This is a genomic window from Legionella sp. D16C41 (assembly GCF_048541585.1).
Lineage (GTDB): Bacteria > Pseudomonadota > Gammaproteobacteria > Legionellales > Legionellaceae > Legionella_C.
Genome location: NZ_CP183303.1, coordinates 640,087 through 663,249, shown reverse-complemented (window position 1 = coordinate 663,249; position 23,163 = coordinate 640,087). Strand labels below are relative to the sequence as shown.

Sequence of the window (23,163 nt, the reverse complement as noted above, 5' to 3'; positions counted from 1 at the left end):
TTGTGGATAACTATTTCTCTTTTTTTCCTTAGCGTCTCTTTTATTAACATATTTAACAAGCAAAATCCTTACTGGATATAGTCTATCAGCTTGATAACTTCTTAATTACTCGCTTACCCTTATCCACAAATTCTGTGGATAATCTTGTGCATAGACGCTTAAAATCCTTATAAATACGAGTCTTATAATAGTGGTTGAGATCTTATCAACTAGTTTCTATAGTTTATTGTTAACTATTACTAGTATTTCTATGCTATGCTTTTTAGTCATCTAATTGACATGCTATCCAATAAATTGAAGCCTATAGAAATATCTTATCCCAGTGGCTCAAAGTATATTGCTCCTACACTACCTGGTTTGCCATTGAGGAGAGCAAATACCACTGCTTCTCCAAAAGTTGATTTTTGAGGATAAGGAAGCACTTCTCTACTTTGATAAGCAACAGCCTTAGATAGATGAGATCTCTTTAAAACTTTTTGATGTTTAGGCTTCGCATTTGTATGTTTAGTTTCTGCATGCCCAAAAAGAAATAGTTCTTCTGCTTTAAAGACACCAACTGTCATAAGACCAGCACCTGCCACATAAATTCCAGGGTTAGTGTGATGGGTGCGGTGATGTTTGATAAAACCAGTTACTTTTATTGTAAAAGTAACTGGGATAGACGCAGGTGAGGTATTGCCTGCTGCATCCGTTTGTGTTGCCCGGATGGTATATATACCGTCTGCCAGCAGGATAATCGGTCTTAAAGCCCAATTGCCCTCTGAACTAACAAGTGCTGTGCCTAAAACTGTATTGCCCTGTACCACTGTCACTGTTGCACCAGGCTCCCCGGTACCACTAATTGTTGGTGTTGGATCATTGATAATAGAGCCATTTGTTGGTGTGGTAATCACTGGTGCGGCAACTACTGTATCAACTGTAAAGGTCACTGGGGTAGATGCCGGTGAGGTATTGCCTGCTGCATCCGTTTGGGTTGCTTGGATGGTGTAGGTACCATCTGCCAGCGGTGTGGCTAGTGTTAACGCCCAAGTACCGCCTGGATTAACGAGCGCTGTGCCTAAAACTGTACTGCCTTGTAATACTGTCACTGTTGCACCAGGCTCCCCGGTACCACTAATTGTTGGTGTTGGATCATTGATAATAGAGCCATTTGTTGGTGTGGTAATCACTGGTGCGGCAACTACTGTATCAACTGTAAAGGTCACTGGGGTAGATGCAGGTGAGATATTGCCTGCTGCATCTGTTTGTGTTGCTCGGATGGTGTAGGTACCATCTGCCAGCGGTGTGGCTGGTGTTAACGCCCAAGTACCGCCTGGATTAACGAGCGCTGTGCCTAAAACTGTACTGCCTTGTAATACGCTCGCTGTTGCGCCAGGCTCACCGGTACCACTGATGGTTGGTGTTGGATCATTGGTGGTAGACCCATTTGTAGGGGTGGTAATCACCGGTGCAGCAGGCGCAGTAGTGTCAACTGTAAAGCTCACTGGGGTAGATGCCGGTGAGGTATTGCCTGCTGCATCCGTTTGGGTTGCTTGGATGGCATGTATACCGTCTGTCAGCGGTGAGGTTGGGGTTAACGCCCAAGTACCGCCTGGGCTAACAAGCGCTGTGCCTAAAACGGTACTGCTTGGTAATAATCTCACTGTCACTGTTGCGCCAGACTCGCCGGTGCCACTAATTGTTGGTGTTGGATCATTGGTGGTAGACCCATTGGTTGGTGCGGTGATCACCGGTGCAGCAGGCGCAGTAGTGTCAACTGTAAAGCTCACTGGGGTAGATGCCGGTGAGGTATTGCCTGCTGCATCCGTTTGGGTTGCTTGAATACGGTGTACCCCATCTGCCAGCGGGGTGGTTGGTGTTAATGCCCAAGTACCCCCTGGGCTAACAAGCGCTGTGCCTAAAATGGTACTGCTTGGTAATAATCTCACTGTCACTGTTGCGCCAGACTCGCCGGTGCCACTAATTGTTGGCGTTGGATCATTGGTGGTAGACCCATTGGTTGGTGAGGTGATCACCGGTGCAGCAGGCGCAACAGTGTCAACTGTAAAGGTCACTGGCGCGGAGGGAGGTGAAGTACTGCCTGCTACATCCGTTTGTGTTGCTTGAATGGTATGTATACCATCTGTCAACGATGTGATTGGTGTTAACGCCCAAGTGCCCCCTGAATCAACAAGCGCTGTGCCTAAAACTGTACTGGTACCCTCTGTCACTGTCACTGTTGCGCCAGACTCGCCAGTGCCACTAATTGTTGGCGTTGGATCATTGGTAGTAGACCCATTGGTTGGTGCGGTAATTACTGGTGCGGCAGGCGCAATAGTGTCTGTAACAGTAAATAAAATAGGGACAGAAGGCACCGACTCATCCTCTGCATTTGCCTGGGTGGCACGGATAGTATAAGTTCCAACTGTCAAATTTGGTGTAATAGTCCAATTCCCATTATCTTCGACCTTAGTCTTTCCTAAAATTGTATTATTACTATCTCGAACTATCACAGTGGTACCTGCTTCACCGGTTCCACTAATTGGTGGCTTTTGCAATAAAGTTGCCCGAAATATTGCACCATTTACAGGTGTGATAATGAGCGGTGCGCTAATGGTTGAAATGTATGTATATCCTTTGTTAAATACCGCATTTCCATCTAATGTTGTCACCACTACATCTACTGCGCCAGTATTACCTGCTGGTGTTATAGCAGTGATTGTTGAATCATTTATCACGGTCACATTGCTTGCTGCAACACCCCCAAATAGTACATTTTGTGTGTGTTTTAGATGAGCGCCGGTAATAGTAATTTTGAGGCCTCCTTCCTTTTTACCTCGGGCTGGAGTAAAGCTTTTAATTGTAGGCAAGGCATCATCAATATAAGTGTATCCATTAAGAAAAGAAGCCTGTTGACCATTAGGGTTTTGAACAACTACATCCACCAATTCATCTGAAACAGCAGCTACTTTTAAGCGAGCCGTTAACGAGACAGGAGGTACAATAACTTTTACCCTTGTCGGCGATAGTACTTCAATATTTGTTGCTAATTGTCCGCCAAAAAATACTAATAAACCTTGGGCAAAATTACTACCAGTAATAGTAACTAGATTACCACCAGCAAAAGGCCCGCTATTGGGCGTCAGGCCAATAATACTTGGAGCTAATAATTTAGTGATTTGTTCAGCAATTGCTAATACTTGATCCATCTTTACTGCAGGCGTTTGTACCCATTGGGTAATATCATTTAAACGTTTTCCGCCCCAAAGATACCTTTCATCATAAAGTTTGCTGCCATCTGCCAATAAGTTTATCTGTAAGCTAACACTGCTGTTGTTTGGGGTAGCATTGTGTGATGTGATATATTGGCCAATTAGCGACAATTCCATACCTAATCTTTGCCAATTCGGCAGCCAACTGACCTCTACTAGATACTTGTCATAAATCTCTCGTGCTGTTGCCTCGCCTCTTACTTTAAAGCGTTCATCAAGCAACTGATCAACTTTAATACCAGCACCTAAACCATCACGGTCTTCACGGGAATTAGACTTAAAAATTGTGTTATAACGCACTTCATCATAATAAACATTTCCACTGACCAAAGTTGAAGGCGTTAATAAGAAATCAATTCCAGCATCTAGTCCCTGGCTGGTTGCACCAGCAATATTGCGATAATTGATGCATAACAATCCTGCTGCAAAACCTTCACAATTTTGACCATTGGACATAAAAATCTTTGAACTTAAATGCTTATTATCTGCTTTGGCATAATATCCACCAGCATTAATTCCTTGTACAAATGGCAAGTTAAATAGCTGCTGGAAGCGTACCCCATAGGCATCTTGGTGTACTTGCGATTTAATATTTCCTGAATCAAATTGAAAAGGTAAGCGCTGATCAAAACGCTCAGCGGTGAATTTAACTTGAGCTAACGGCGAGAGGCTATAACCCAATGTGCCGTTAATTCGGTATTGCTTGGAGCCATATTCCCCTAGAGCGCCAAACACTAAGTTTTCACTTAGAGGTAGCACATACTGTGCATTAAAAAATGTACCTGTTAAATCACTATATGTTATACCCCAATTAAGTCGACTGCTAAGCCCAAGTTGCTGGCTAGTTAGCGATAAATTGTTGAGTATTCTTGTCTCAGTATAATTCGTCAAAGGCGCAACAGGGCTTCCATTTATCCCAGGCTCCAAAGATGAGTTACTAGGCAATGATGATAGAGGAGTAGAGGACGATAACTTAGGCAAGGCAGGTACAACAGCGGCGGCTACTATTTGAAAAACTTGACTGAAAATCAATAAGCTAACAATAAAACTGCGAAAATAATTACATATACTAGCCCGCTTAGATAACTTTATTTTTGTAAACCATGGAGTTAATTCTTTGACTGCTACGTCCTTATACCTCATCAATCATTCCTTGTTCTATAATACAATCCCTGCATTCAAGTTATAATTCCTAACTTACACAATAGACTTCTTTCGAAACTGCCATTGAGGGCTAATCTCAAATGAAAAAAGCATTTCAAAATGCTCATGTACTTTATGTACACTGTGCTTTTTCAGCGCCTTTTTCATTTGACCTTATCGCGTCACTAACAGTTTGGAAAGAAGCCTAATCTTCATTGTCTACAAAATGCAGTATACCGCTTTAAATTAAATAAAACTTTGCTTACAAAGCCGCTTACGTTTGAGGCATGATGAACCATGCCTGCTAAAAATTGACGATATCATATAGTATTTTAAGTCCTCTCGCATTAATTAATCGGTTATACCGAATGATTAAAAGAGAATTATTAAGAGAAATATTGTTAGGACTACCTAAAAAAGGAAAAGCCATTAACAAACTTAGTTATAGCTCGGGCTAAAAATAAATCAGTAATTTTAGACAACAATAAAAATTCTGGTATATAAATTGGCTAAAGATAAAACTATAATTGTTTGATACAATCGTGGCCTCTTTTCTTTAAGAAAGAAAGCAATGTCAGATCGATATCAACAAGCTAAAAAAATAACCTTAATTGGTGCAGGAATTAATGCCTTACTTGGATTAATTAAATTAATTGGTGGACTTTTGTATCATTCACATGCTTTAGTTGCTGATGGCTTGCATTCTTTTTCTGATTTAATTACTGACATTATGGTCATTTTCGCTTCTAAATTTGGAAGCCAAAGTGCCGACAGCTCACATCCATATGGTCATCAACGTATCGAAACAGCCGCAACGTTGTTACTGGCTTTATTATTGATTCTTACAGGCTTTGGTATTGCCTGGGATGCCATTGATGAATTACTCCGAGGTACGCATACTATACCTGCTACGATAACTTTTTTTATTGCTTTATCTTCAGTCGTCTTTAATGAGCTTCTGTTTCATTACACCCAATATATAGGCAAGAAAATACAATCAGCACTTATTATTGCTAATGCTTGGCATCATCGCTCCGATGCTGCTTCTTCACTGGTGGTAACTATTGGTATTGGTGGTAGTTTTCTAGGTTTCCCCTATTTAGATGCGGTAGCTGCTGTCATTGTTGGTTTAATGATTATTAAGATGGGTTTATCTTATGGCTGGAATAGCGTTAAAGAATTAGTAGATACTGCAGTAGAGCCTGAAGTACTTAACAAAATTAGAAAAATTATTGAGCAAGTTGATGGCGTACAGCGTATTCATCAATTACGTAGCCGCATGATGGGTGGTGATATTTTAATTGATGTTCATATTCTAGTTGCACCCTTTATTTCTGTTTCGGAGGGACATTATATTGCTCAACATGTTCATCATTTATTAATGAAGCAATTTCAGCGTGTAAATGATGTTATTGTCCATGTTGATCCTGAAGATGATGAAGTAAGCTGCCCTTCGTTGAATCTTCCTAATCGCAAAACATTAGAAAATAGCTTACTAACCCATTGGAAGCAGCAATTTCCTAATATTCGTTATTGGACACTACATTACTTAGATGGAAAAATGCGTATTGATTTAGTGCATCATTGTTCAGATGAGCAATTAAAAGAACTTGCTTTATTTATTAAAAAAGAAATAGCACAACAACCATTTATAAAGAAAGTTTATTTATTTTACGAAGATAAAATTATTGCCAACAGCTAGCCTTACTTCTATACTCATTCGGCTTGAAAGCAATGGGTTTTTCGTAGCTTGATTTTTAGGTTTATTGAGATTAAAAAGAAGATTCGTATCAATCACTATTACGAATTTTTTTAAATTAAATAGTGCTAAAAAGTAATAACGAAAATTCCGTATTTTTAAGTTGAATAAATATATTATAAAGCCTGATATAAATTTAAGTTTTAATGAGAGATAAAAATGACAATTGCTACTAGTTTAAAATTAATTTTTGGTTTAGCAATCGTCGCCGTTATTCTTTTAGCAGGATGGTATCCTTTTAAAAAACGTTTTCGCCAAGGTGATGAAGAACACCTTGATTTTCCAATTGGTGAGACCTTAGCTACCGGTATCTTTTTAGGTGCAGGTCTACTGCACATGCTTCCTGATGCTAATCATTTATTTAATGAGTTTGGTTATCATTATCCTTTCGCCTATATTATTACCGGTATTGTTTTTTTATTTTTTTTATGGTTTGAGCATTTAGGAAAAGAACTTTATCATCATCACGAAGCTAATCACCCCGCTTTTGCTATTCTTGCTTGGGCTATGTTATCAATCCATTCTTTAATGCTTGGAGCCGCCCTTGGCTTAAATTCAAGTAACTCTTTAATAATCATGCTTTTTTTAGCCATTATTACTCATAAATGGGCTGAAAGCTTTGCTATTTCTATTCAATTAAATAAGAGTTCGCTTAGTATGACTAAGCGGTTAATTTTCTTTTTAAGTTTTAGCTTAATGACACCGATAGGTATTTTTATCGGTTGGTATTTTGGGCAGGGCGTTGAGACACATTCTTTATTTGATCCAATTTTAATTGCTGCATCTGCAGGTACCTTTCTTTATTTAGGTACTTTACATGGGCTTGAAAAATGTGTCATGGTTGAGCGCTGCTGTAATTTAGGGGATTTTAGTTTTGTAATTATTGGTTTCCTTTTAATGGCATCGGTTGCTATTTATGTCTAACCTTTTTATACAAAAACCTTTAATCTTAGCCTCTGGTTCCGAAATCAGACAAAAACTTCTTTATTCCGTAGGTTTAAATTTTAAAGTAGTTCCCTCAAATAGCAATGAAAACGTACTTAAACAACAATTAAAACACTCTACGCCAATAGAATTAGCACGGGCTCTAGCTGCAGATAAAGCATTAATAGTTAGTAGACTTTATCCAGATTTTTTTATTATTGCAGCTGATCAAATATGCGTTTTGGACAATCAGTATTTTGATAAACCAGGAAGTCATGAAATAGCGACCCGCCATTTGCAACAATTAAGCGGTAAAACGCATCAACAAATTGCTGCCTTTTGCATTGCTAAAGCAGATATGCTGCTTTGGGAAGAACAAGACATAGCTTCATTAACGATGAAAAACCTAAGTAATCAAACAATAGAAGCTTATTTACAAACTGATAAACCTTATCAAAGCTGCGGTGCTTATAATTATGAGAGTCAAGCCAAATGGCTATTTAAAACTGTAAAAGGTCATGATAGTACTATTCAAGGCTTACCACTATTACCACTAATCCATGCACTTCAAATTTTAAAAGTTGCCACATTATGTTAATTAAGGGTATATAATAAATAGAAAATAACGCTTCAGGGATATGATGAGATGAGCAGGCCAAAAAAAGAAAAAAGTAAACATCATAAAGAAGCAATTAGTTATATTAATCAACCCGCTAAGGTACGGCCCGGGAAACAGCATTACGACAGAATTGCTTGCGTCTTTCAAGGCGGTGGCGCGCTAGGTGCTTATCAAGTTGGTGCTTATCGAGCAATTCGGGAGCGAGGGTATCTACCAAATTATTTTTCTGGTGTCTCTATAGGTGCAATAAACTCCGCTATTATTGCGGGAAATGCACCAGAAGAACAGCTTGATAAGTTAGATAGTTTTTGGAAAACTATAACGCCTAAGTTATTGATAGATAATTGTTTTGACTTTAATAGAGACGAGTTTATGCATCATATGCATAACCATATAGGTGCTATGTATTCTCTTGTATTTGGTCTAGATGGCTTTTTTAAACCACGCCTTTTTCCACCAAACCCTTTAGTAGAGCATCCACCTGATAAATTAAGTTATTATGATACAACTGATTTGCGCACTACACTTGAGCAGCATATTGATTTTGATCGTATTAACGAAAATAAGAAAATCACTTTATGTCTTGGGGCTGTAAATATTACTTCCGGCCAGATGGTATTTTTTAATAGTCAAAAAAACCATATTACACCAGAACATGTTATGGCTAGTGGTGCGCTTCCGCCTGGCTTTCCGGCTATAAAAATTGGTGAAGATTATTATTGGGACGGTGGAATTTATGCCAATACACCTCTCGTTACAGTCTTAGATGCCCTACCACAACTCGATACATTATGCTTTGTAGTAGATTGTTTTAGCTTACAAGGCCGCCTACCAACCACCATGGATCAAATTGATGAGAGGCAAAAGGATATTCGTTACGCTAGTCACTCTAAGCGCTTAACAAATGTTTATACTGTTAAACAAAATTTACAAGCAGCCATTCAATTTTTAGGAGAAAAATTACCTCCAAAAGCGAAAGAAGATCCAGAAGTACAAAAAATCTTAAAATTAGGTCACCGTAAGCGACTTAGTGTTGTGCATATTATTCATCATGCAACGCCCTACTCTCATTCTTTTAAAGATTATAATTTTATAGAAGCGGTAATAAAACTACGGATGGATGCGGGTTATTGCGATGCCAATACAGTTTTAGATAAACCTGTCTGGGAACAGCAATCTGATAAGACACTTAACTGTTCTATCTATGGCGTGCATTCCGACTATTTTGACCAACATTAGAATTCTATTTATCTTAAAAAGACTTTTTTCGAAACGGTTAACTATGCATGGTTAGTTTGAAAAAAGTCTAAAATTTAATAAGTACTTCTTGTAGATGCTTAACAGCTTCAATTTCAATCGGAAAACCCTGTTTTGATTTCGGGGCATTGGCAAAAGGAATAATGGCACGTTTAAAACCGTGTTTTGCAGCTTCTCGTAATCGCTCTTGGCCACTTTGTACAGGCCTAATTTCGCCAGCTAGACCAATTTCACCAAAAATAATGGTTTCTGGATCAAAAACACGATTACGTAAACTTGAAACAACAGCGGCTAACAAGGCTAAATCACTTCCTGTCTCAGTAACTTTGACCCCGCCAACCACGTTAATAAATACATCTTGATCAAAAGTAGCTATACCGCCATGCCTATGTAATACAGCCAATAAAATTGCTAGACGATTGTGCTCGAGTCCTGCAGTGACGCGTTTTGGTTGCTGCCCATGTGCTTCATCAACTAAGGCTTGTACTTCAACTAACATAGGCCTTGAGCCTTCCCAGGTAACCATAACCGCACTTCCAGGCGTAGGATCAGGCTGTTTAGATAAAAAAATAGCAGAAGGATTAGCGACCTCTTTTAACCCTCGATCGGTCATAGCAAAAATACCTAATTCATTGACAGCACCAAAACGGTTTTTTATTGCTCTTATTACCCTAAAACGACTATCACTTTGGCCCTCAAAATATAAAACACTATCAACCATATGCTCTAAAACTCGGGGGCCTGCAATAGCCCCTTCTTTAGTCACATGACCAACTAAAAAAACAGCCGTTTGCGTCATTTTAGCAAAGCGCACTAATTGTGCTGCTGACTCTCTTACTTGCCCTACACCACCTGGTGCTGAGCTAATAGCTTCAGTAAAAATAGTTTGAATGGAATCAATAACCATAATTTTTGGCATTTCTTTTTGAGCATGATTAATAATAGTTTCAACTTGTGTCTCAGCTAGTAAACGAAGGTTTGCTGTTGGTAATTGTAGTCGCTTAGCACGCATAGCCACTTGCTGTAAAGACTCCTCACCTGTTACATAGAGTGTTTTTTGCTGTTTAGATAAATTAGCGAGCGTTTGTAGCAATAACGTTGATTTCCCTATACCTGGATCACCGCCAATAAGCACTACTGAACCCTCAACAAGACCTCCGCCTAAAACGCGATTAAGTTCAGATAAATCACAGTCCATACGTACTTCATGATCAATGGTGACATCTTCTATGGAGGTAATAGCAGAGCGTTGATTAGCATAATTATTAAAGCGAGGACTTTTTTCAACTTTAATAATATTTTCTTCAACAATAGAGTTCCAAGCGCCACATTGCGTACAATGTCCAGCCCACTGCGCAAACGTACAAGCACATTGACTACATATAAAACGGATTTTAGTTTTCATAAAAAATATAATACTACCTACTTGTGAAAATACTATGTAAATTCTAAAATTTTAAGAATACTACACTTACCTTTAGTAAAGTTGCAAATGACTATCCAAACTTTTAAATGGGCCGTAGTTGGTGCAGGCCCTGCCGGTATTGCAGCAGTTGGTAAATTAATAGATTCAGGTGTTGAGCCAGAAACCATTTTATGGGTTGACCCTTATTTTAAGGTAGGTGATCTAGGCAGGCTTTGGGCTAATGTGCCTAGTAATACGACTGTTGATAAGTTTACACGGTTTCTTTATGCAACAACTGCCTTTAATTATCATGTTATAGCAGATCAATTTAACTTAGTTCATTTACCTAAACACAATACTTGTATATTAAGTGAAATTGTAGATCCTCTGAAATGGGTTAGTAAACATCTTTGTAATAAAGTTGTTAGTAAAATAGCCACTATTAAAAGCGCTATAATGGATGATAAACGCTGGATCTTATCAGCAGATTCTCAAAAATTTATTGCTAGCCAAGTTATTTTAGCCACAGGCTCAATTCCTTCAAGCCTAAATTATCCTGATATCAGTAGCCTTCCTTTAGAAATTGCTATTGATAAACAAAAATTAAGTCAAGTAATTGATTTAAAAATTACTTATGGCGTCTTTGGTTCTTCACATTCCGCGTTCATTATTATACGGAATCTTATTGAACTTGGTGCTAAAAAGGTTATTAATTTCTATCGCTCCCCTTGTCGTTATGCCATTGATATGGGCGATTGGATTTTATTTGATAACACTGGGCTTAAAGGTGATACGGCCATTTGGGTTCGGGAACATATTGATGGCACAATACCCGCCAATTTAGTTCGCTATAATATATTAGAAACTGACATTCATCCCTACCTTGCTTCCTGTGACCAAGTCATTTACGCCGTAGGCTTTGAGCGCCGCAATAACATCACCATTAACAATCTAACCTATCTTCCTTATGATACTCACATAGGCATCTTAGCACCCGGGCTTTTTGGTTTAGGTATTGCTTATCCTGAATTAAAATCAGATCCACTTGGCATAGTTGAAACACAAGTTGGTTTATGGAAATTTAGTAATTACTTAGATAAGGTAATGCCAATTTGGCTTGAATATCATGTTGATTAGTTTTCTTTTTTTAAATTAAAACTAATTTGCTGTTAAACCTCAATTATCATAATAGCCTAAATCATTTTTGACATTTAATGAGCTTACCTTTTTCCCTATAACTCAAAAGTTTTCTTAACTTTATAATCAATTTTTGTTTAAAAAATTTGCAAATAATTTAAAATTTAGTTAAATTGTAATTATATAGAGTTAATTAGAGTTTTCTATGTCAGTTCCATCTACGCATGCAAAATCACTTTTATCTGAAGCTGATGATATACTTGTATCTAAGGTTGATGATGTAAAAGATTTCTTTAGGCAAAATCTACCTACCTCTACCGCTATAGAAGAGGCTAAAGCGACAGAATTACTGTCTAAACTAGCAGAAAATTATTCCTATGAAGAAATTTTAAGACAATGTTTTGTAGGTGATAATTTACAACTAGATTTAGATTTATTTGTTAAATCAGCAGGTTTTGCTTTTTCAAAAGGCAAATTAACTCGCGAGCAGATGAGTAGTATTTGCGAATTTAGAGAAATGAAACTAGGTTTTGCAGCTTTAGAATTAACTAAAAATAACGTGCAAAGTTTTAGTTTTTTAGATGAAAATAACAGTTTAACCAAAGCGCTTTAGATATATTGCCTCATTTTGCGTCTACTGAAGAACAAACTAGATTTTTAGACATCCTAAAAGAAAATCCGCAATCAAAAGAATACTATTTTTTGATTAAAATTCCTCGCAAATCATTATTAGAAAACCCAAAAATCGATGGGCTTTTAGGGTTAGCTCTGCAACTTAAAGTAATAAATAGAAGCCTTAACTTACTTATAGATAGAGGCTATTTACCTTATATAGACCTTAATGAGCAACAAGAAGAAGAATATGAAACTATAACCGTATTTAGTGTTGGCGCAAGAGATGCCTTAACAAAAGCTATTTACGGTAAACATGCCAAAAACCTTTTCCCAAGTACAGGCATATTTGATATCAATGACATTGAAAATTCTATTAGAAGATATGGGCGTTATGCTTCTATATCTTATCCAGATGTTAAAGATGAAACTTCCTTTCATCAGGTAGAAGCTCGCTCTTTTTATTTAGCATTACATGATGAGTTACATAGAAGACTAATTTCCACTATTCCTAATCCAGTTTATGATGCCTTACTTCATTCTATAGACGTGATACGTGAAAAAACAAATAGAAAATGGTCAAAAGAAATATGGGATACTTTAGATATGGAAGTTGGAATTTTTCTCCAAGAAACACAAACGTATCGTGATGCAACTGATCCCAAAGCACTAACTGAGTGTTTTGCTAGGTTATTAAATGCCAAAGTTTATAGCGAAGATAGGCCTATGGGCTTATTTACTGCTTCTATGTTTGTCGAAACGACCTGGTTGCTTATGATAGATATGGTTTTAAATAAACAAAAATGGGAAGCTTTAAGTATAGATATTCATTCCTTCCCTAAACCCTCAGTTTATAGCGAGATGATTGAATTTATAGAAAAATTCCGCCACTTAATTGAGCAGGAGAGTTCACCAGAAAAACAAGTAGCTATTATGATGGCACAGTATCTTAACCTACCTATAGGCTCTTTAGATAATATTAAGTTTGAAAAGCACGGACAATATCTTCAATTAGTAAGCGAGGGTAAATCATTATTTGTTCCTAAAGCTGCTGCCCTAATCCCTTTAACACTTAGCGAGCAAGCAGAATTAAATACAGTACTCAATAAACAAAAATTCGATTTTAAAGAATTTTCAGAAGAGGAAAAACTTATTCTCTTTAGACGAGCAAGTCATCTAATGCACTATATTGACTTAAATAAAATTTCGTTAAAAGAGCTCGTTAGCCTTACTGATGAAGAGTTTATTGCTGTTATAGATTTTGCAATAATCAATCTAATAGAGCGAAGCCGTCTAACTTTGCAAGAATTTAAAGAGTTATATGAGTTAGGATTAGTACAAATCATCAATAATAATACTAAGTTAAAGGGATTAATTTTAGAAGGCTTATTAACTGTTAGTGATTTAAAAAGATTAGATGCTGATGGACAACTTCAAAAACTTATTAATTCAGACTCTGAAATGGAGCAATTCACTATTATAGAAAGCTTTACAGAAATTAAGGATTCAAACTTAAATAATAACGTAAAAATTAATAATCAATCGCCATTAACTAATAATAGTTTTTTTAATGATGCTAATAAGTCTGATAATGAATTATTAAATAATAAATATGATAAAGGTTTTTAAATTAAATTTTTAGATATACGCGTATAAAATATTAATTATTTATAGGAGCAATCCTTTTATTTAATAAGAGATAGATAACATCTCTTCACAAAAGCTAAATTTCACTAAAACATAGCATTTCCTTCTATCTTAGGTATACTTGTCATTTTTATATTTTAAAACGGGATGGTTATGGCTAAAGCTATTCAGTTTGAAAAATCACTTCTCGAACTTGATGACATTGTTAAAAAGCTTGAGCAAGGCGATTTAACTTTAGAAGATGCATTAAAGTATTATGAAAAAGGAATTAATCTTGCCCGTAAATGCCAGACAGACTTAACACAAGCGGAACAGAAAATAGAAATACTGCGTTTAAATTCTATAGATCCGGCTGGATTATGTAATGATTGATGAACAATTAAAGTATTATCATAGCCGTCATGAAAATTTTCTTAAAGAAACTATTACACAAGTAGAAATTCCTGCAGAGCGTATCAAAGAAGCAATACACTATGCCCTATTTCCTGGCGGAAAACGTATTCGACCTATTTTAGTATATTTAACCGGTGAAGCATTAGATATTACTTTACCCTGTCTAGATGTTATCGCCGCAGCAGTAGAACTTACTCATGCTTACTCATTAATTCATGATGATTTACCTGCCATGGATAATGATGATTTTCGCCGCGGTAAACTCAGTTGCCACCGACAATTTGATGAAGCAACGGCCATTTTAGTAGGTGACGGCATGCAAGCGTTAGCTATTGATGTTCTCTTAACCCAATTACCTCATTTTTTAACCGAATCCCAAGTTATCACTATTGCGCGTGAATTAGTTTATGCCAGCGGTCCTAGTGGAATGGTCAGTGGGCAAAGCCTTGATCTCTCAGAGCTTACCAACATTACTATTAGCGAAGCAACACTTCGAGCTATTCATGAGTTAAAGACAGGAAAACTTATTTTAGCTTGTATTAAAATGGTTATTGCAGCCGGCAGCCCCAAAGAACCCTTAAAAATAGCTTTATGTCACTATGCTACTTATCTAGGCTTAGTGTTTCAAATGCAAGATGATTACTTAGATTGTTACGCTCCACTTGATAAACTTGGAAAAAATCGAGCATCTGATTTAGCTAATCAAAAAGTTACTTTTGCTAAACTTTATAGTCAATCCCATTTACTTGATTTAATTAACACCTACTTTCAAAAAGCAAAAGAACAATTAGCGCCTTTTGCAAATAAAACACAAGGTCTTTTAACCTTAACTGAACTATTACAAGAAAGAAACAATTTAGTTAATTGACGTTCACTATCTTATCATTGAGCCAATTAAGCATCCACCGTTGAGTGCTTGGTGGTGCTAAATCAATGCTTTGCATACAAATAAAGGCAATATTCTTTTTTGTTACATGTTTGAGCCTTTGTTTAATTTTTTTTAAAGAGTGACAAGCGCCATTAACAGTAATAGCTTGTAAAGAATTATCATAAACAATATTAGCATTTTTGATTTCTAGATGATAAGCCAATGAAATTGGCCAGTATTGTTTAGGATCGCGCAAAGGATAACTTATATTATTTATCAGTAAATGTGGATGTTGTTTAAAAAAACTTTCAAAAGTTGAGCGTTTTAAGGGAAATGGAACATGGGGTAGATGAAAAAAACGCTTTTCCCAGCCAGCTAACTTAGCGCTATTTTCTTGCAATGTTCGATGTTGGCTGCAGGCTAGTAATTTAACTGGCTGATGCAATAAGCTAGCTTTCAATTTATAAAGGTAATTTTGCCATTTTTTACTAGTTTGTGTTTTCCATTCACCCCGTAAAACAACTTTATTACCTTTAAAAAAATCTTCTGGCGCCATAGGTCGGACCAGAGCACAATCATCATTAACATAGATAAAACGATTAGCAAGCCCTTTAATTCGCCATAAGACAGTTTCAATTGCTACACTATTAAAAGTAGGTAATTGGTCTTCAAAGCCTGCAAAAATTTCTCGATGATCAATGATTTTAATTTTTTGAATGAATATTTTATCTTCTAACTGCTGAACAATAGGCGGAATTTGTTCATCAGTTACTATATAAATAGTTCTAAGCCAGGGAGCAAAACGACTTAAAGACTGTAGACAATAGTTAAGCTCTCCACATTCATTAAAACGCGTCGGCTCTGCAGCTACTGGACGTTGCTGTATGCCTAAATTTTTTAGTGTTTCAGCCAATTTTTTTTGATGTATTTTATCTTGCCCATCTACCCATGTAATTACGGCATCAATTGGTTCACTTATTGGCATAAAAACAATATTTAAATAAATTAGCCTTAACACAGTATTATAAGTAACGTGAAAAGATAAAGATATAGCGCCACTTCTTAAGCTTCATACAAGGTTTTTTACAAACCAACATATTCCTTCATCTCACTTACCACTGCCCTATACTTAGTGAGTAGCACTATAAAATTAACAATTGTAAACTTCATCAAAAATTTTTTTTAAATTATTTAAAAAAATAAACCTATTGAGACAAAATTTAAAAATTATGACTTAATTTATATCACACTAGCTTCTATAAATTCATTAATTTATGCAGTAGACTGTATTTTCAAATAATTCATATACAAAAGGAAAGGTGATATATGGTTCGTGTTTTCTTAGCTGGAAAGTTTGGTCAAAGCTTTTTCTCAACTGCTGTCCCACTTGTTAAAAAATCAATGCCTTATATTATGCAAACGGCAAATATAGCGACCCAAGCTTTAGCTGTTACAAAGGTGACTTCTTATTTAGCGAACCAAAGTAAAGTGATTGGCGAAGAAAAAGAAATAGGACAATTGCCAAGTCCGCGGATGTAAAGTTTTTTTATGCAAAAATTGTTTTAATAGAATTTTTACAAACTTAGAAAGATACTTCCTAGTATTCCTTCTAAGTTTATAAATTATATTCTTATACTTTTGGCGTAGGTGATTCTTGCTGCTGTGGCTCTACCGTCGCAACGGCCTTCATATCTACTTCTGGGCGCTGTTGCGGTTTTGCGGCCTGATTAAAAAATCCATTACGCGCCTGACTAACCTGCGGTTGCTTAGCTTTTTCTGTACTAAAAACATAGTTTTCCAAAAGATCTGAAATATAATTGATGGTAGTAAAAGCCAATATTCCATTAAAAGCACCCCATCCTGTTCCGCAAAACAGTGCCTTTGGACCTTCTTTCTTTACAGTGCTTATTAATACATCCCGAATTTTAGGCGCTGTAAATGTTTTAAAATCAAACTGTACTACCTGCCGTCGATACAACACATCAAACACATTGGAAGGAGGCGCAATGACAGTACCTGCAATAATAGAAGTAGCTGCATTATGCATAAAAGGATGAGCATCTCGCGATATATAAGGATTAATCCAATCACTTAATACTGTTGTTGTACCGATGCAAGCTAATGACGATAAATAATTCCTAGAACCACGAAGTGCTACGCCACTTTTAGCGAATCTAGCTTTTTCTGTTATCGACTCTTTTACAGCTTTAGATGCTACAGAAGCTAGTGATGGCAGATAACTTTTAGTACCAAAAGGTGCTATATTGCCTTTGTATAACTTAAATCTATCTGCTACCGATAGCAAGGGATAATCCTTCTGAGCTGCAAGAAGTGCACGCACATTAGCAAGATAATGGGTAAAGCCCATGTCAAGTAAGGTAACACCTGCAGCAGAAATGCCAGTTACTGCATATTTATTAATATTACCAGTATTTGGCTTATTTTCTTTTCCTTTTTCACCTAACATAGAGTCTACATTTGAAGAAATGCTATCTTTCTGAGTAATGGCTGCATTTTTCATTAAGCTACCTTGGTTAGCTTTTACATAGCCACGAAAAATAATATTCAGCGCTCTATAGTTCATAGTAGCTGGATTCATCAATGACACAGCTATCCCTAATTGTTTCTCAGCTTGACGCAATTCAAATGCATACATCACTGTTGCTACGCTAAAGCTAGTCACACCTGCAGTAGTAAGTGCTTTGCCATATTCATTTTGAACAAAAAAGGATTTAACTCTTGCTGTAAAGCTTGAATTACTACTTCCTACTGAAGTTGCTAACGAGCCTGATAGTCTTTGCTTTACAGCATCCATTGGACTTACAAAGGGGCTTTTGTTAGCTACTGTAGCAGCCACGGGAGTTTGGTTTATTATTATTGGGTTCTTAGCATCCTGCTCTATTGTCCTTTCTATCTTCTTATTAGTCATAAAAGTCTACCTCTTATTATAATTCTGACTAGGTATAGAGCTTTTGGTTTAAAGCCGGTCCAGTATATAAAAAAAAAATTAAGTCAGTATTAATCTGACTTGATAAAAATTTCATAAATCTTTACGATTTATAAAATTGTAAAATAATTAAACGCTCAGAGAGCAAAGAATTTAAAATTTGCGACTACAAAAACTAGTCTATTAGATGTACAACACAGATAAACAACTTAGAAAAAACTAGGCTTTATTAAATATTAAAAAATAAATATTTATAAGTGTTTGATTATATAGTAAAAAGCCCGCTTATTTGCTAGTAACAATAGTTTAAAAATTACTACAATAATAGTTAGTAACTTCAATTCCCCTTAAAAAAACAGTCTTACCTTAATTTTATTACTGTAATAATCGTTTAATAAATACGTTTTAAATTTGTACATTATGCATATTTATAAATTTTTTTGTTTTAGCCTCCTACAGGCTATTTGAAGCAAGCGAGAGCTTACCACCTCTTAAGTTTACCTGCAAGAAATTTTAAACATATAGTATTTAATTTAAAAATTAAGCAATAATAAAAGCTAAAAAGTTAAAATTATATTAATTTATAATTAGATATTACAAAATTATTTAATCTATTTACTTAACTTAAACGAGAACTTACCTGCAAAATTGATTTCTAATTAATCTACTTTCAGCAACTCTTAGCCAGCAATAGTAGTTTGCAAAAAAGTCTATTCATTTTTATATTCGAAACCTCTATCATAAAGATACATTGATAGGAACGTATAATTATGGCAATTGCACTCTTAGCTACAGGCGATGAAATTATTCATGGAGATACGCTAAATACTAACTCTCATTATTTAGCACATGCGCTTAGTTCAGAGGGATTAGCAGTTGGCATACATCTATCTTGTAGTGACGACGAGCTTGAGATATACCAATGCATTAGTTTTCTAGCTCATCAGCATGACATCATCATTATCACCGGAGGACTCGGCCCTACTTCAGATGATAGGACACGTTATGCCCTAAGTCGCTATTTAGAAAGTTCACTTATAGAGTTTGAAGAGGCGCTAACGCATATTCAAAATAGACTATACCATAGTAAGCTGGCGTTAAGCGAAGGCAATAAACAACAAGCTAAATTTCCTGCAAAAGCTTATTTATTACCTAATCCAAATGGCACAGCAATGGGCTGTTATGTTAGACACCATAATAAATTACTTATTATGTTACCTGGCCCGCCTAGAGAATGTCTGCCCATGTTTAATAATTATATTTTACCTATCTTACAAAATACTCAACATACCACTACGAAGCTGCTTAAGTGGCGCTTATTTGGGGTGGCTGAGAGCCAAATTGCTCAAGCAATTGATGACGCTTTACAAACATTTAATTGTAAAACAGGTTATCGGCTTGATACGCCTTATGTGGAGTGTAAAGTTTGGGCTAAACCAGAATTAGTTGAAAGAATTTTAAAAACCCTACAACCTATTATAAGCCCCCACTTAATAACTAAAACCGATAAAAAAGCATCAGAAGAATTAGTCGAGCTGATTCAAAAATGGCAAAAACCTATTATTATTCTAGATGAAGTTACGGGTGGACTTTTACAATCATTAATTCAGCTACCTGAAACATATCCTTTTATTAAATTTCATGAACAAAATCATGCAGCGCTTCATTTTCATATTTGTGGACTCTACGAATACTGGTCTAATCGGCCTAAAAATGGTGAAACTTCGCTAGCTATTTTTTATAGTCATGGCCGTTTTGAAGGTAAAGAAACACATGTCATACCACATAGGAGCCCATTGGTTATCCATTATGCGGCTGAATTAATTAGCTCTCGGCTCTTTCATCTCATCAATCAGCTCCATTAATGCATAACAAAGCTCTTTTGTACCCTCACCCGTTAGAGCAGAAACCATAAAGACTTTATCCTGCCAATTTAAGCCTTGAATAATAGTCTGTTTAATATGGTCTCGTTCGCCTTCATCAGGAACCATATCTATCTTATTTAAAACAAGCCAGCGTGGCTTATTAATTAATTGTGGGTCATATTGCGTCAACTCTTGCAAAACAACTTTTGCATTAGTAATGGGATCACTGCCATCTATTGGTAAAATATCAAGCACATGTAATAAAATACAGGTACGTGCTAAGTGTTTTAAAAAACGATGGCCTAATCCTGCTCCTAAAGCTGCGCCTTCAATAAGGCCTGGGATATCAGCCATCACAAAACTTTTAAAAGAAGATATTCTAACCACACCTAGTTCAGGGTGAAGTGTGGTAAAAGGGTAATCAGCTACTTTAGGTTTAGCGCTAGAAACTGCACGAATTAAAGTTGATTTACCTGCATTAGGTAAGCCCAATAAACCCACATCTGCTAAAACACGTAACTCTAAACGTAAGCGGCGTGCTTCACCCGGCGTTCCAGGTGTTGTTTGTCGTGGAGCTCGATTAACACTACTTTTATACCGTGTATTACCGAGCCCATGAAATCCACCTTGAGCCACTAATAAGCGATCGCCTGCTTGCTTAATATCACCTAATAATTCATCTGTATCACAATCAAAAACAAGTGTTCCTACGGGAACTTGAATAATTAAGTCCTCACCTTTTTTACCTGTGCAATTACTACCCATGCCTGACTGGCCGTTTTTAGCTTTAAAGTGCCTTTGATAACGAAAATCAACCAAAGTATTAAGATCACTATTGGCTTCTAAGTAAACACTTCCACCATCGCCGCCATCACCACCATCAGGGCCACCAAAAGGAACAAATTTCTCACGCCTAAAACTTAAGCAACCATGCCCACCATTGCCAGCTTCAACATTAATAATGGCCTCGTCGACAAATTTCATTTATTTTCTCTATTTAATTAATTTACCTGATAGGACGGGGATTTAATACTACGTAATAACCCAGTTAATGGTGCCAACTTAAGAAAATTTTCATGTAGGTTGGGCTTAGAATGAGGTTATATGCCGCAAGTTACAACCTACGGCACATTAATATCAAAATGTTGACATACATCAGATGATTGAAGTTAGCAACAGTGATTGTTTTACTATTAGTCTAGTTAGCGCTACCTTCAGCTGTTTCAATCGTAACAAATTTACGATTTTTAGCCCCTTTAATACAAAAGGCAACTTTACCAGCAACTAATGCATATAAAGTGTGATCACGACCACAACCTACACCTGCGCCTGCATGAAATCGCGTACCGCGTTGACGGACTAAAATTTCACCAGCATTTACATATTGACCACCAAAACGCTTGACACCAAGATACTTGGGATTCGAATCGCGGCCATTGCGCGTACTACCACCAGCTTTTTTATGAGCCATTGCTTTCCCCTCTTAACCGTTAATCGCAGTAATTTTAATCTGCGTAAAATTTTGTCGATGACCCATTTGCTTCATATGGTGCTTACGACGACGGAATTTAATAATTTTAACTTTTTTATGGCGATCGTGTGCGAGGATTTCGCCTTTCACAGCCACTTTTGCAATTAAAGGCGTGCCCACAGTAACATTATCACCATCAGCAAGCATGAGTACATCAGCAAAATCGACTTCACTCCCAACATCACCAGACAGCGATTCTACTTTAATAATATCGCCTTCTTTTACACGATATTGCTTACCGCCTGTCTTAATTACCGCATACATAGCTTATCTCCAACTCGCCGAAATGGCTTTATAAGTTCAACAAAGTTGCATATTTTATGAAATTACTGGTATTACTTCAAGTTGATTTTAAATTATTGTATACTCTGGCTCCAAATTTATTTTAGTACTTAACTTGGTCGCGCGTTAAGTATCAATGTTTTTTCTATGGAGATAGTTATGTCATCAATAGTTTTAGAAGCCGAAACAAGAGCTGATATAGGGAAAGGTGCGAGCCGCCGCCTACGTCGTCTTGAAAATAAAGTCCCTGCTATTTTATATGGTGGTGACAAAGAACCCCAAACCTTAAATCTTTCTCATAACAAAGTTATAAAAGCGCTTGAGAGCGAAAGTATTTACTCCTCAATTTTTGATATAAGTATAGACGGGAAAATTGAGCATGTAATCCTTAAAGCATTACAACGCCACCCTTATAAGCCTGTTATCCTACATATGGATTTACAGCGTGTATCAGCAAAAGATATTTTGGTAAAAAATATTCCTTTACATTTTATTAATGAAGACATATCTAAGGGAGTAAAAGCAGGCGGCCGTATTAACCATAATATGACTCAAGTAGAAGTTCGTTGCCAAGCTAAGAATTTACCTGAATTTATTGAAGTTGATATGAGTGAAGTTGGCCTTAATGATGTAGTACATTTAGCTGATTTAAAACTACCTAAAGGGGTTCAGCTCACTGCTAACGTCAATGATGCTGATCATAATTTACCAATAGTAGCTATTCATGCACCAAAAGGTGGTACTGAAGAAGAAACGGCTCCTAAGCCTGAAGAAGATATGCCAGAATAGGTAAATTGGGCCTTAGCCCAGTAATAACTCGTGAATGTTGGGCCAAGGCCCAACCTACATATGAATTCCCTTTAGTTGAAGCGAAAATAAATCGCCTCCTTATAATAATTTATGGCAATTAAATTAATCATTGGACTTAAAAACCCGGGCCCAGCTTATGCGACTACGCGTCACAATGCTGGTAGCTGGTTTGTTGAAATGTTAGCTAAAGCTTACAATGTGTCCTTTAAGCTTGAAAAGAAGCTCCATACTGAGCTAGCTATCATTGAACAAGATGGTCACTCTTGTAGATTGCTGTTGCCTACGACTTTTATGAATCAAAGTGGTTTAGCAACTAAGGAAACTAGTCAATTTTACCGGATTAATCCAAACGAGATTCTTATAGTGCACGATGAGCTTGATCTTCCTGCTGGCCGTATTAAATTAAAAGCCGGTGGTGGACATGGTGGTCATAATGGGCTTCGCGATATAACGCAAAAACTTGGTAGTGCAGATTTTCATCGTCTGCGAGTTGGAATAGGACACCCAGGACATAAAGATTTAGTTTTAAATTATGTACTTGGCAGACCTAGCTTAACCGACAAACAATTAATCTTGGCAGCACTTGAACGTGCAATAACAATATTACCCTCACTTATAAAAGGTGAAATGGCGTTAGCAATGAATAAAATTAATAGCTAAAGAAACTTCAAGTTATTAATTAATCGATTACTGATGTAGAGAAATACTTAAAA

The 23,163-nt window shown here is 36.5% G+C and carries 20 protein-coding genes; 13 read left to right on the top strand and 7 right to left on the bottom strand.

Annotated features, from left to right (window positions below; translation table 11 throughout):
- Positions 1 to 314: 314 nt before the first annotated feature.
- Positions 315 to 4,394, bottom strand: a complete 4,080-nt coding sequence (locus ACNVED_RS02960) for an Ig-like domain-containing protein (RefSeq protein WP_419420274.1) — start codon at positions 4,392 to 4,394, stop codon at positions 315 to 317.
- Positions 4,395 to 4,965: 571 nt separating this feature from the next.
- On the opposite strand from ACNVED_RS02960, the gene ACNVED_RS02955 reads away from it, so the two are divergent.
- The 4 genes from ACNVED_RS02955 (at position 4,966) to ACNVED_RS02940 (ending at position 8,935) form a co-directional block, all read left to right on the top strand.
- Positions 4,966 to 6,096: a cation diffusion facilitator family transporter gene (locus tag ACNVED_RS02955; RefSeq protein WP_419420273.1), complete on the top strand. Its 1,131-nt coding sequence runs from the start codon at positions 4,966 to 4,968 to the stop codon at positions 6,094 to 6,096.
- A gap of 216 nt (positions 6,097 to 6,312) precedes the next feature.
- On the top strand, positions 6,313 to 7,077 hold the full coding sequence (locus tag ACNVED_RS02950) for a ZIP family metal transporter (protein ID WP_419420272.1): 765 nt from the start codon (positions 6,313 to 6,315) through the stop codon (positions 7,075 to 7,077).
- A complete protein-coding gene (locus tag ACNVED_RS02945; protein ID WP_419420271.1) occupies positions 7,070 to 7,675 on the top strand; it encodes a Maf family protein in 606 nt (201 codons plus the stop codon). The genes ACNVED_RS02950 and ACNVED_RS02945 overlap by 8 nt, the downstream gene beginning before the upstream one ends.
- A gap of 48 nt (positions 7,676 to 7,723) precedes the next feature.
- A complete protein-coding gene (locus ACNVED_RS02940; protein ID WP_419420270.1) occupies positions 7,724 to 8,935 on the top strand; it encodes a patatin-like phospholipase family protein in 1,212 nt (403 codons plus the stop codon).
- A 67-nt stretch (positions 8,936 to 9,002) separates the two neighbouring features.
- Here ACNVED_RS02940 and radA read toward each other — a convergent pair whose 3' ends face one another.
- On the bottom strand, positions 9,003 to 10,358 hold the full coding sequence (gene radA / locus ACNVED_RS02935; protein WP_419420269.1) for a DNA repair protein RadA: 1,356 nt from the start codon (positions 10,356 to 10,358) through the stop codon (positions 9,003 to 9,005).
- A gap of 87 nt (positions 10,359 to 10,445) precedes the next feature.
- Here radA and ACNVED_RS02930 point away from each other — a divergent pair, with 87 nt between their 5' ends.
- The 5 genes from ACNVED_RS02930 (at position 10,446) to ACNVED_RS02910 (ending at position 15,015) form a co-directional block, all read left to right on the top strand.
- Positions 10,446 to 11,495 (top strand): pyridine nucleotide-disulfide oxidoreductase, encoded by a 1,050-nt coding sequence (locus ACNVED_RS02930; RefSeq protein ID WP_419420268.1) that lies wholly within the window; start codon positions 10,446 to 10,448, stop codon positions 11,493 to 11,495.
- A 205-nt stretch (positions 11,496 to 11,700) separates the two neighbouring features.
- A complete protein-coding gene (locus tag ACNVED_RS02925) occupies positions 11,701 to 12,108 on the top strand; it encodes a hypothetical protein (protein ID WP_419420267.1) in 408 nt (135 codons plus the stop codon).
- Positions 12,109 to 12,197: 89 nt separating this feature from the next.
- Positions 12,198 to 13,736, top strand: a complete 1,539-nt coding sequence (locus ACNVED_RS02920; protein WP_419420266.1) for a hypothetical protein — start codon at positions 12,198 to 12,200, stop codon at positions 13,734 to 13,736.
- A gap of 171 nt (positions 13,737 to 13,907) precedes the next feature.
- Positions 13,908 to 14,126 carry an exodeoxyribonuclease VII small subunit gene (locus tag ACNVED_RS02915; RefSeq protein WP_419420265.1) on the top strand — a complete coding sequence of 73 codons (219 nt, stop codon included), beginning with the start codon at positions 13,908 to 13,910 and terminating at the stop codon, positions 14,124 to 14,126.
- On the top strand, positions 14,119 to 15,015 hold the full coding sequence (locus ACNVED_RS02910; protein ID WP_419420264.1) for a polyprenyl synthetase family protein: 897 nt from the start codon (positions 14,119 to 14,121) through the stop codon (positions 15,013 to 15,015). Before ACNVED_RS02915 ends, ACNVED_RS02910 begins: the two co-directional genes overlap by 8 nt.
- Here the strand turns inward: ACNVED_RS02910 and ACNVED_RS02905 are convergent.
- Complete coding sequence (locus tag ACNVED_RS02905; protein ID WP_419420263.1) at positions 15,008 to 16,000, bottom strand: Stealth CR1 domain-containing protein; 993 nt, start codon at positions 15,998 to 16,000, stop codon at positions 15,008 to 15,010. The genes ACNVED_RS02910 and ACNVED_RS02905 overlap by 8 nt on opposite strands.
- Positions 16,001 to 16,341: 341 nt before the next feature.
- Here ACNVED_RS02905 and ACNVED_RS02900 point away from each other — a divergent pair, with 341 nt between their 5' ends.
- On the top strand, positions 16,342 to 16,554 hold the full coding sequence (locus ACNVED_RS02900) for a hypothetical protein (RefSeq protein ID WP_419420262.1): 213 nt from the start codon (positions 16,342 to 16,344) through the stop codon (positions 16,552 to 16,554).
- Positions 16,555 to 16,645: 91 nt separating this feature from the next.
- Here the strand turns inward: ACNVED_RS02900 and ACNVED_RS02895 are convergent, their stop codons facing one another.
- Positions 16,646 to 17,944: a hypothetical protein gene (locus ACNVED_RS02895; protein ID WP_419420261.1), complete on the bottom strand. Its 1,299-nt coding sequence runs from the start codon at positions 17,942 to 17,944 to the stop codon at positions 16,646 to 16,648.
- Positions 17,945 to 18,732: 788 nt separating this feature from the next.
- Here ACNVED_RS02895 and ACNVED_RS02890 point away from each other — a divergent pair.
- Entirely contained in the window at positions 18,733 to 19,827 is a 1,095-nt protein-coding gene (locus ACNVED_RS02890) for a competence/damage-inducible protein A (RefSeq protein ID WP_419420260.1), read from the top strand.
- On the opposite strand, the gene cgtA is transcribed toward ACNVED_RS02890, so the two are convergent.
- From cgtA to rplU, 3 genes are all read right to left on the bottom strand, one after another.
- Positions 19,783 to 20,811, bottom strand: a complete 1,029-nt coding sequence (cgtA, locus tag ACNVED_RS02885) for an Obg family GTPase CgtA (RefSeq protein WP_419420259.1) — start codon at positions 20,809 to 20,811, stop codon at positions 19,783 to 19,785. The genes ACNVED_RS02890 and cgtA overlap by 45 nt on opposite strands.
- A gap of 214 nt (positions 20,812 to 21,025) precedes the next feature.
- The gene (gene rpmA, locus ACNVED_RS02880; protein WP_419420258.1) at positions 21,026 to 21,298 is read right to left on the bottom strand and encodes a 50S ribosomal protein L27; all 273 of its coding nucleotides are present in this window, start codon (positions 21,296 to 21,298) and stop codon (positions 21,026 to 21,028) included.
- Positions 21,299 to 21,310: 12 nt separating this feature from the next.
- Positions 21,311 to 21,622, bottom strand: coding sequence for a 50S ribosomal protein L21 (rplU, locus tag ACNVED_RS02875; RefSeq protein WP_419420257.1), 312 nt, complete (start codon positions 21,620 to 21,622; stop codon positions 21,311 to 21,313).
- Positions 21,623 to 21,799: 177 nt separating this feature from the next.
- Between rplU and ACNVED_RS02870 the strand changes: the two genes are divergently transcribed.
- Together ACNVED_RS02870 and pth are read left to right on the top strand one after the other, a co-directional pair.
- Positions 21,800 to 22,429, top strand: a complete 630-nt coding sequence (locus ACNVED_RS02870) for a 50S ribosomal protein L25/general stress protein Ctc (RefSeq protein WP_419420256.1) — start codon at positions 21,800 to 21,802, stop codon at positions 22,427 to 22,429.
- A 111-nt stretch (positions 22,430 to 22,540) separates the two neighbouring features.
- Positions 22,541 to 23,110, top strand: coding sequence for an aminoacyl-tRNA hydrolase (pth, locus tag ACNVED_RS02865; RefSeq protein WP_419420255.1), 570 nt, complete (start codon positions 22,541 to 22,543; stop codon positions 23,108 to 23,110).
- Positions 23,111 to 23,163 lie beyond the last annotated feature (53 nt).

What these genes read in the sequence shown, in the direction of transcription:
- ACNVED_RS02960 (WP_419420274.1), bottom strand. Translation starts at nt 4,394, where the DNA reads ATGAGGTATAAGGACGTAGCAGTCAAAGAATTAACTCCATGGTTTACA.
- ACNVED_RS02955 (WP_419420273.1), top strand. Translation starts at nt 4,966, where the DNA reads ATGTCAGATCGATATCAACAAGCTAAAAAAATAACCTTAATTGGTGCA.
- ACNVED_RS02950 (WP_419420272.1), top strand. Translation starts at nt 6,313, where the DNA reads ATGACAATTGCTACTAGTTTAAAATTAATTTTTGGTTTAGCAATCGTC.
- ACNVED_RS02945 (WP_419420271.1), top strand. Translation starts at nt 7,070, where the DNA reads ATGTCTAACCTTTTTATACAAAAACCTTTAATCTTAGCCTCTGGTTCC.
- ACNVED_RS02940 (WP_419420270.1), top strand. Translation starts at nt 7,724, where the DNA reads ATGAGCAGGCCAAAAAAAGAAAAAAGTAAACATCATAAAGAAGCAATT.
- radA (WP_419420269.1), bottom strand. Translation starts at nt 10,358, where the DNA reads ATGAAAACTAAAATCCGTTTTATATGTAGTCAATGTGCTTGTACGTTT.
- ACNVED_RS02930 (WP_419420268.1), top strand. Translation starts at nt 10,446, where the DNA reads ATGACTATCCAAACTTTTAAATGGGCCGTAGTTGGTGCAGGCCCTGCC.
- ACNVED_RS02925 (WP_419420267.1), top strand. Translation starts at nt 11,701, where the DNA reads ATGTCAGTTCCATCTACGCATGCAAAATCACTTTTATCTGAAGCTGAT.
- ACNVED_RS02915 (WP_419420265.1), top strand. Translation starts at nt 13,908, where the DNA reads ATGGCTAAAGCTATTCAGTTTGAAAAATCACTTCTCGAACTTGATGAC.
- ACNVED_RS02910 (WP_419420264.1), top strand. Translation starts at nt 14,119, where the DNA reads ATGATTGATGAACAATTAAAGTATTATCATAGCCGTCATGAAAATTTT.
- ACNVED_RS02905 (WP_419420263.1), bottom strand. Translation starts at nt 16,000, where the DNA reads ATGCCAATAAGTGAACCAATTGATGCCGTAATTACATGGGTAGATGGG.
- ACNVED_RS02900 (WP_419420262.1), top strand. Translation starts at nt 16,342, where the DNA reads ATGGTTCGTGTTTTCTTAGCTGGAAAGTTTGGTCAAAGCTTTTTCTCA.
- ACNVED_RS02895 (WP_419420261.1), bottom strand. Translation starts at nt 17,944, where the DNA reads ATGACTAATAAGAAGATAGAAAGGACAATAGAGCAGGATGCTAAGAAC.
- ACNVED_RS02890 (WP_419420260.1), top strand. Translation starts at nt 18,733, where the DNA reads ATGGCAATTGCACTCTTAGCTACAGGCGATGAAATTATTCATGGAGAT.
- cgtA (WP_419420259.1), bottom strand. Translation starts at nt 20,811, where the DNA reads ATGAAATTTGTCGACGAGGCCATTATTAATGTTGAAGCTGGCAATGGT.
- rpmA (WP_419420258.1), bottom strand. Translation starts at nt 21,298, where the DNA reads ATGGCTCATAAAAAAGCTGGTGGTAGTACGCGCAATGGCCGCGATTCG.
- rplU (WP_419420257.1), bottom strand. Translation starts at nt 21,622, where the DNA reads ATGTATGCGGTAATTAAGACAGGCGGTAAGCAATATCGTGTAAAAGAA.
- ACNVED_RS02870 (WP_419420256.1), top strand. Translation starts at nt 21,800, where the DNA reads ATGTCATCAATAGTTTTAGAAGCCGAAACAAGAGCTGATATAGGGAAA.
- pth (WP_419420255.1), top strand. Translation starts at nt 22,541, where the DNA reads ATGGCAATTAAATTAATCATTGGACTTAAAAACCCGGGCCCAGCTTAT.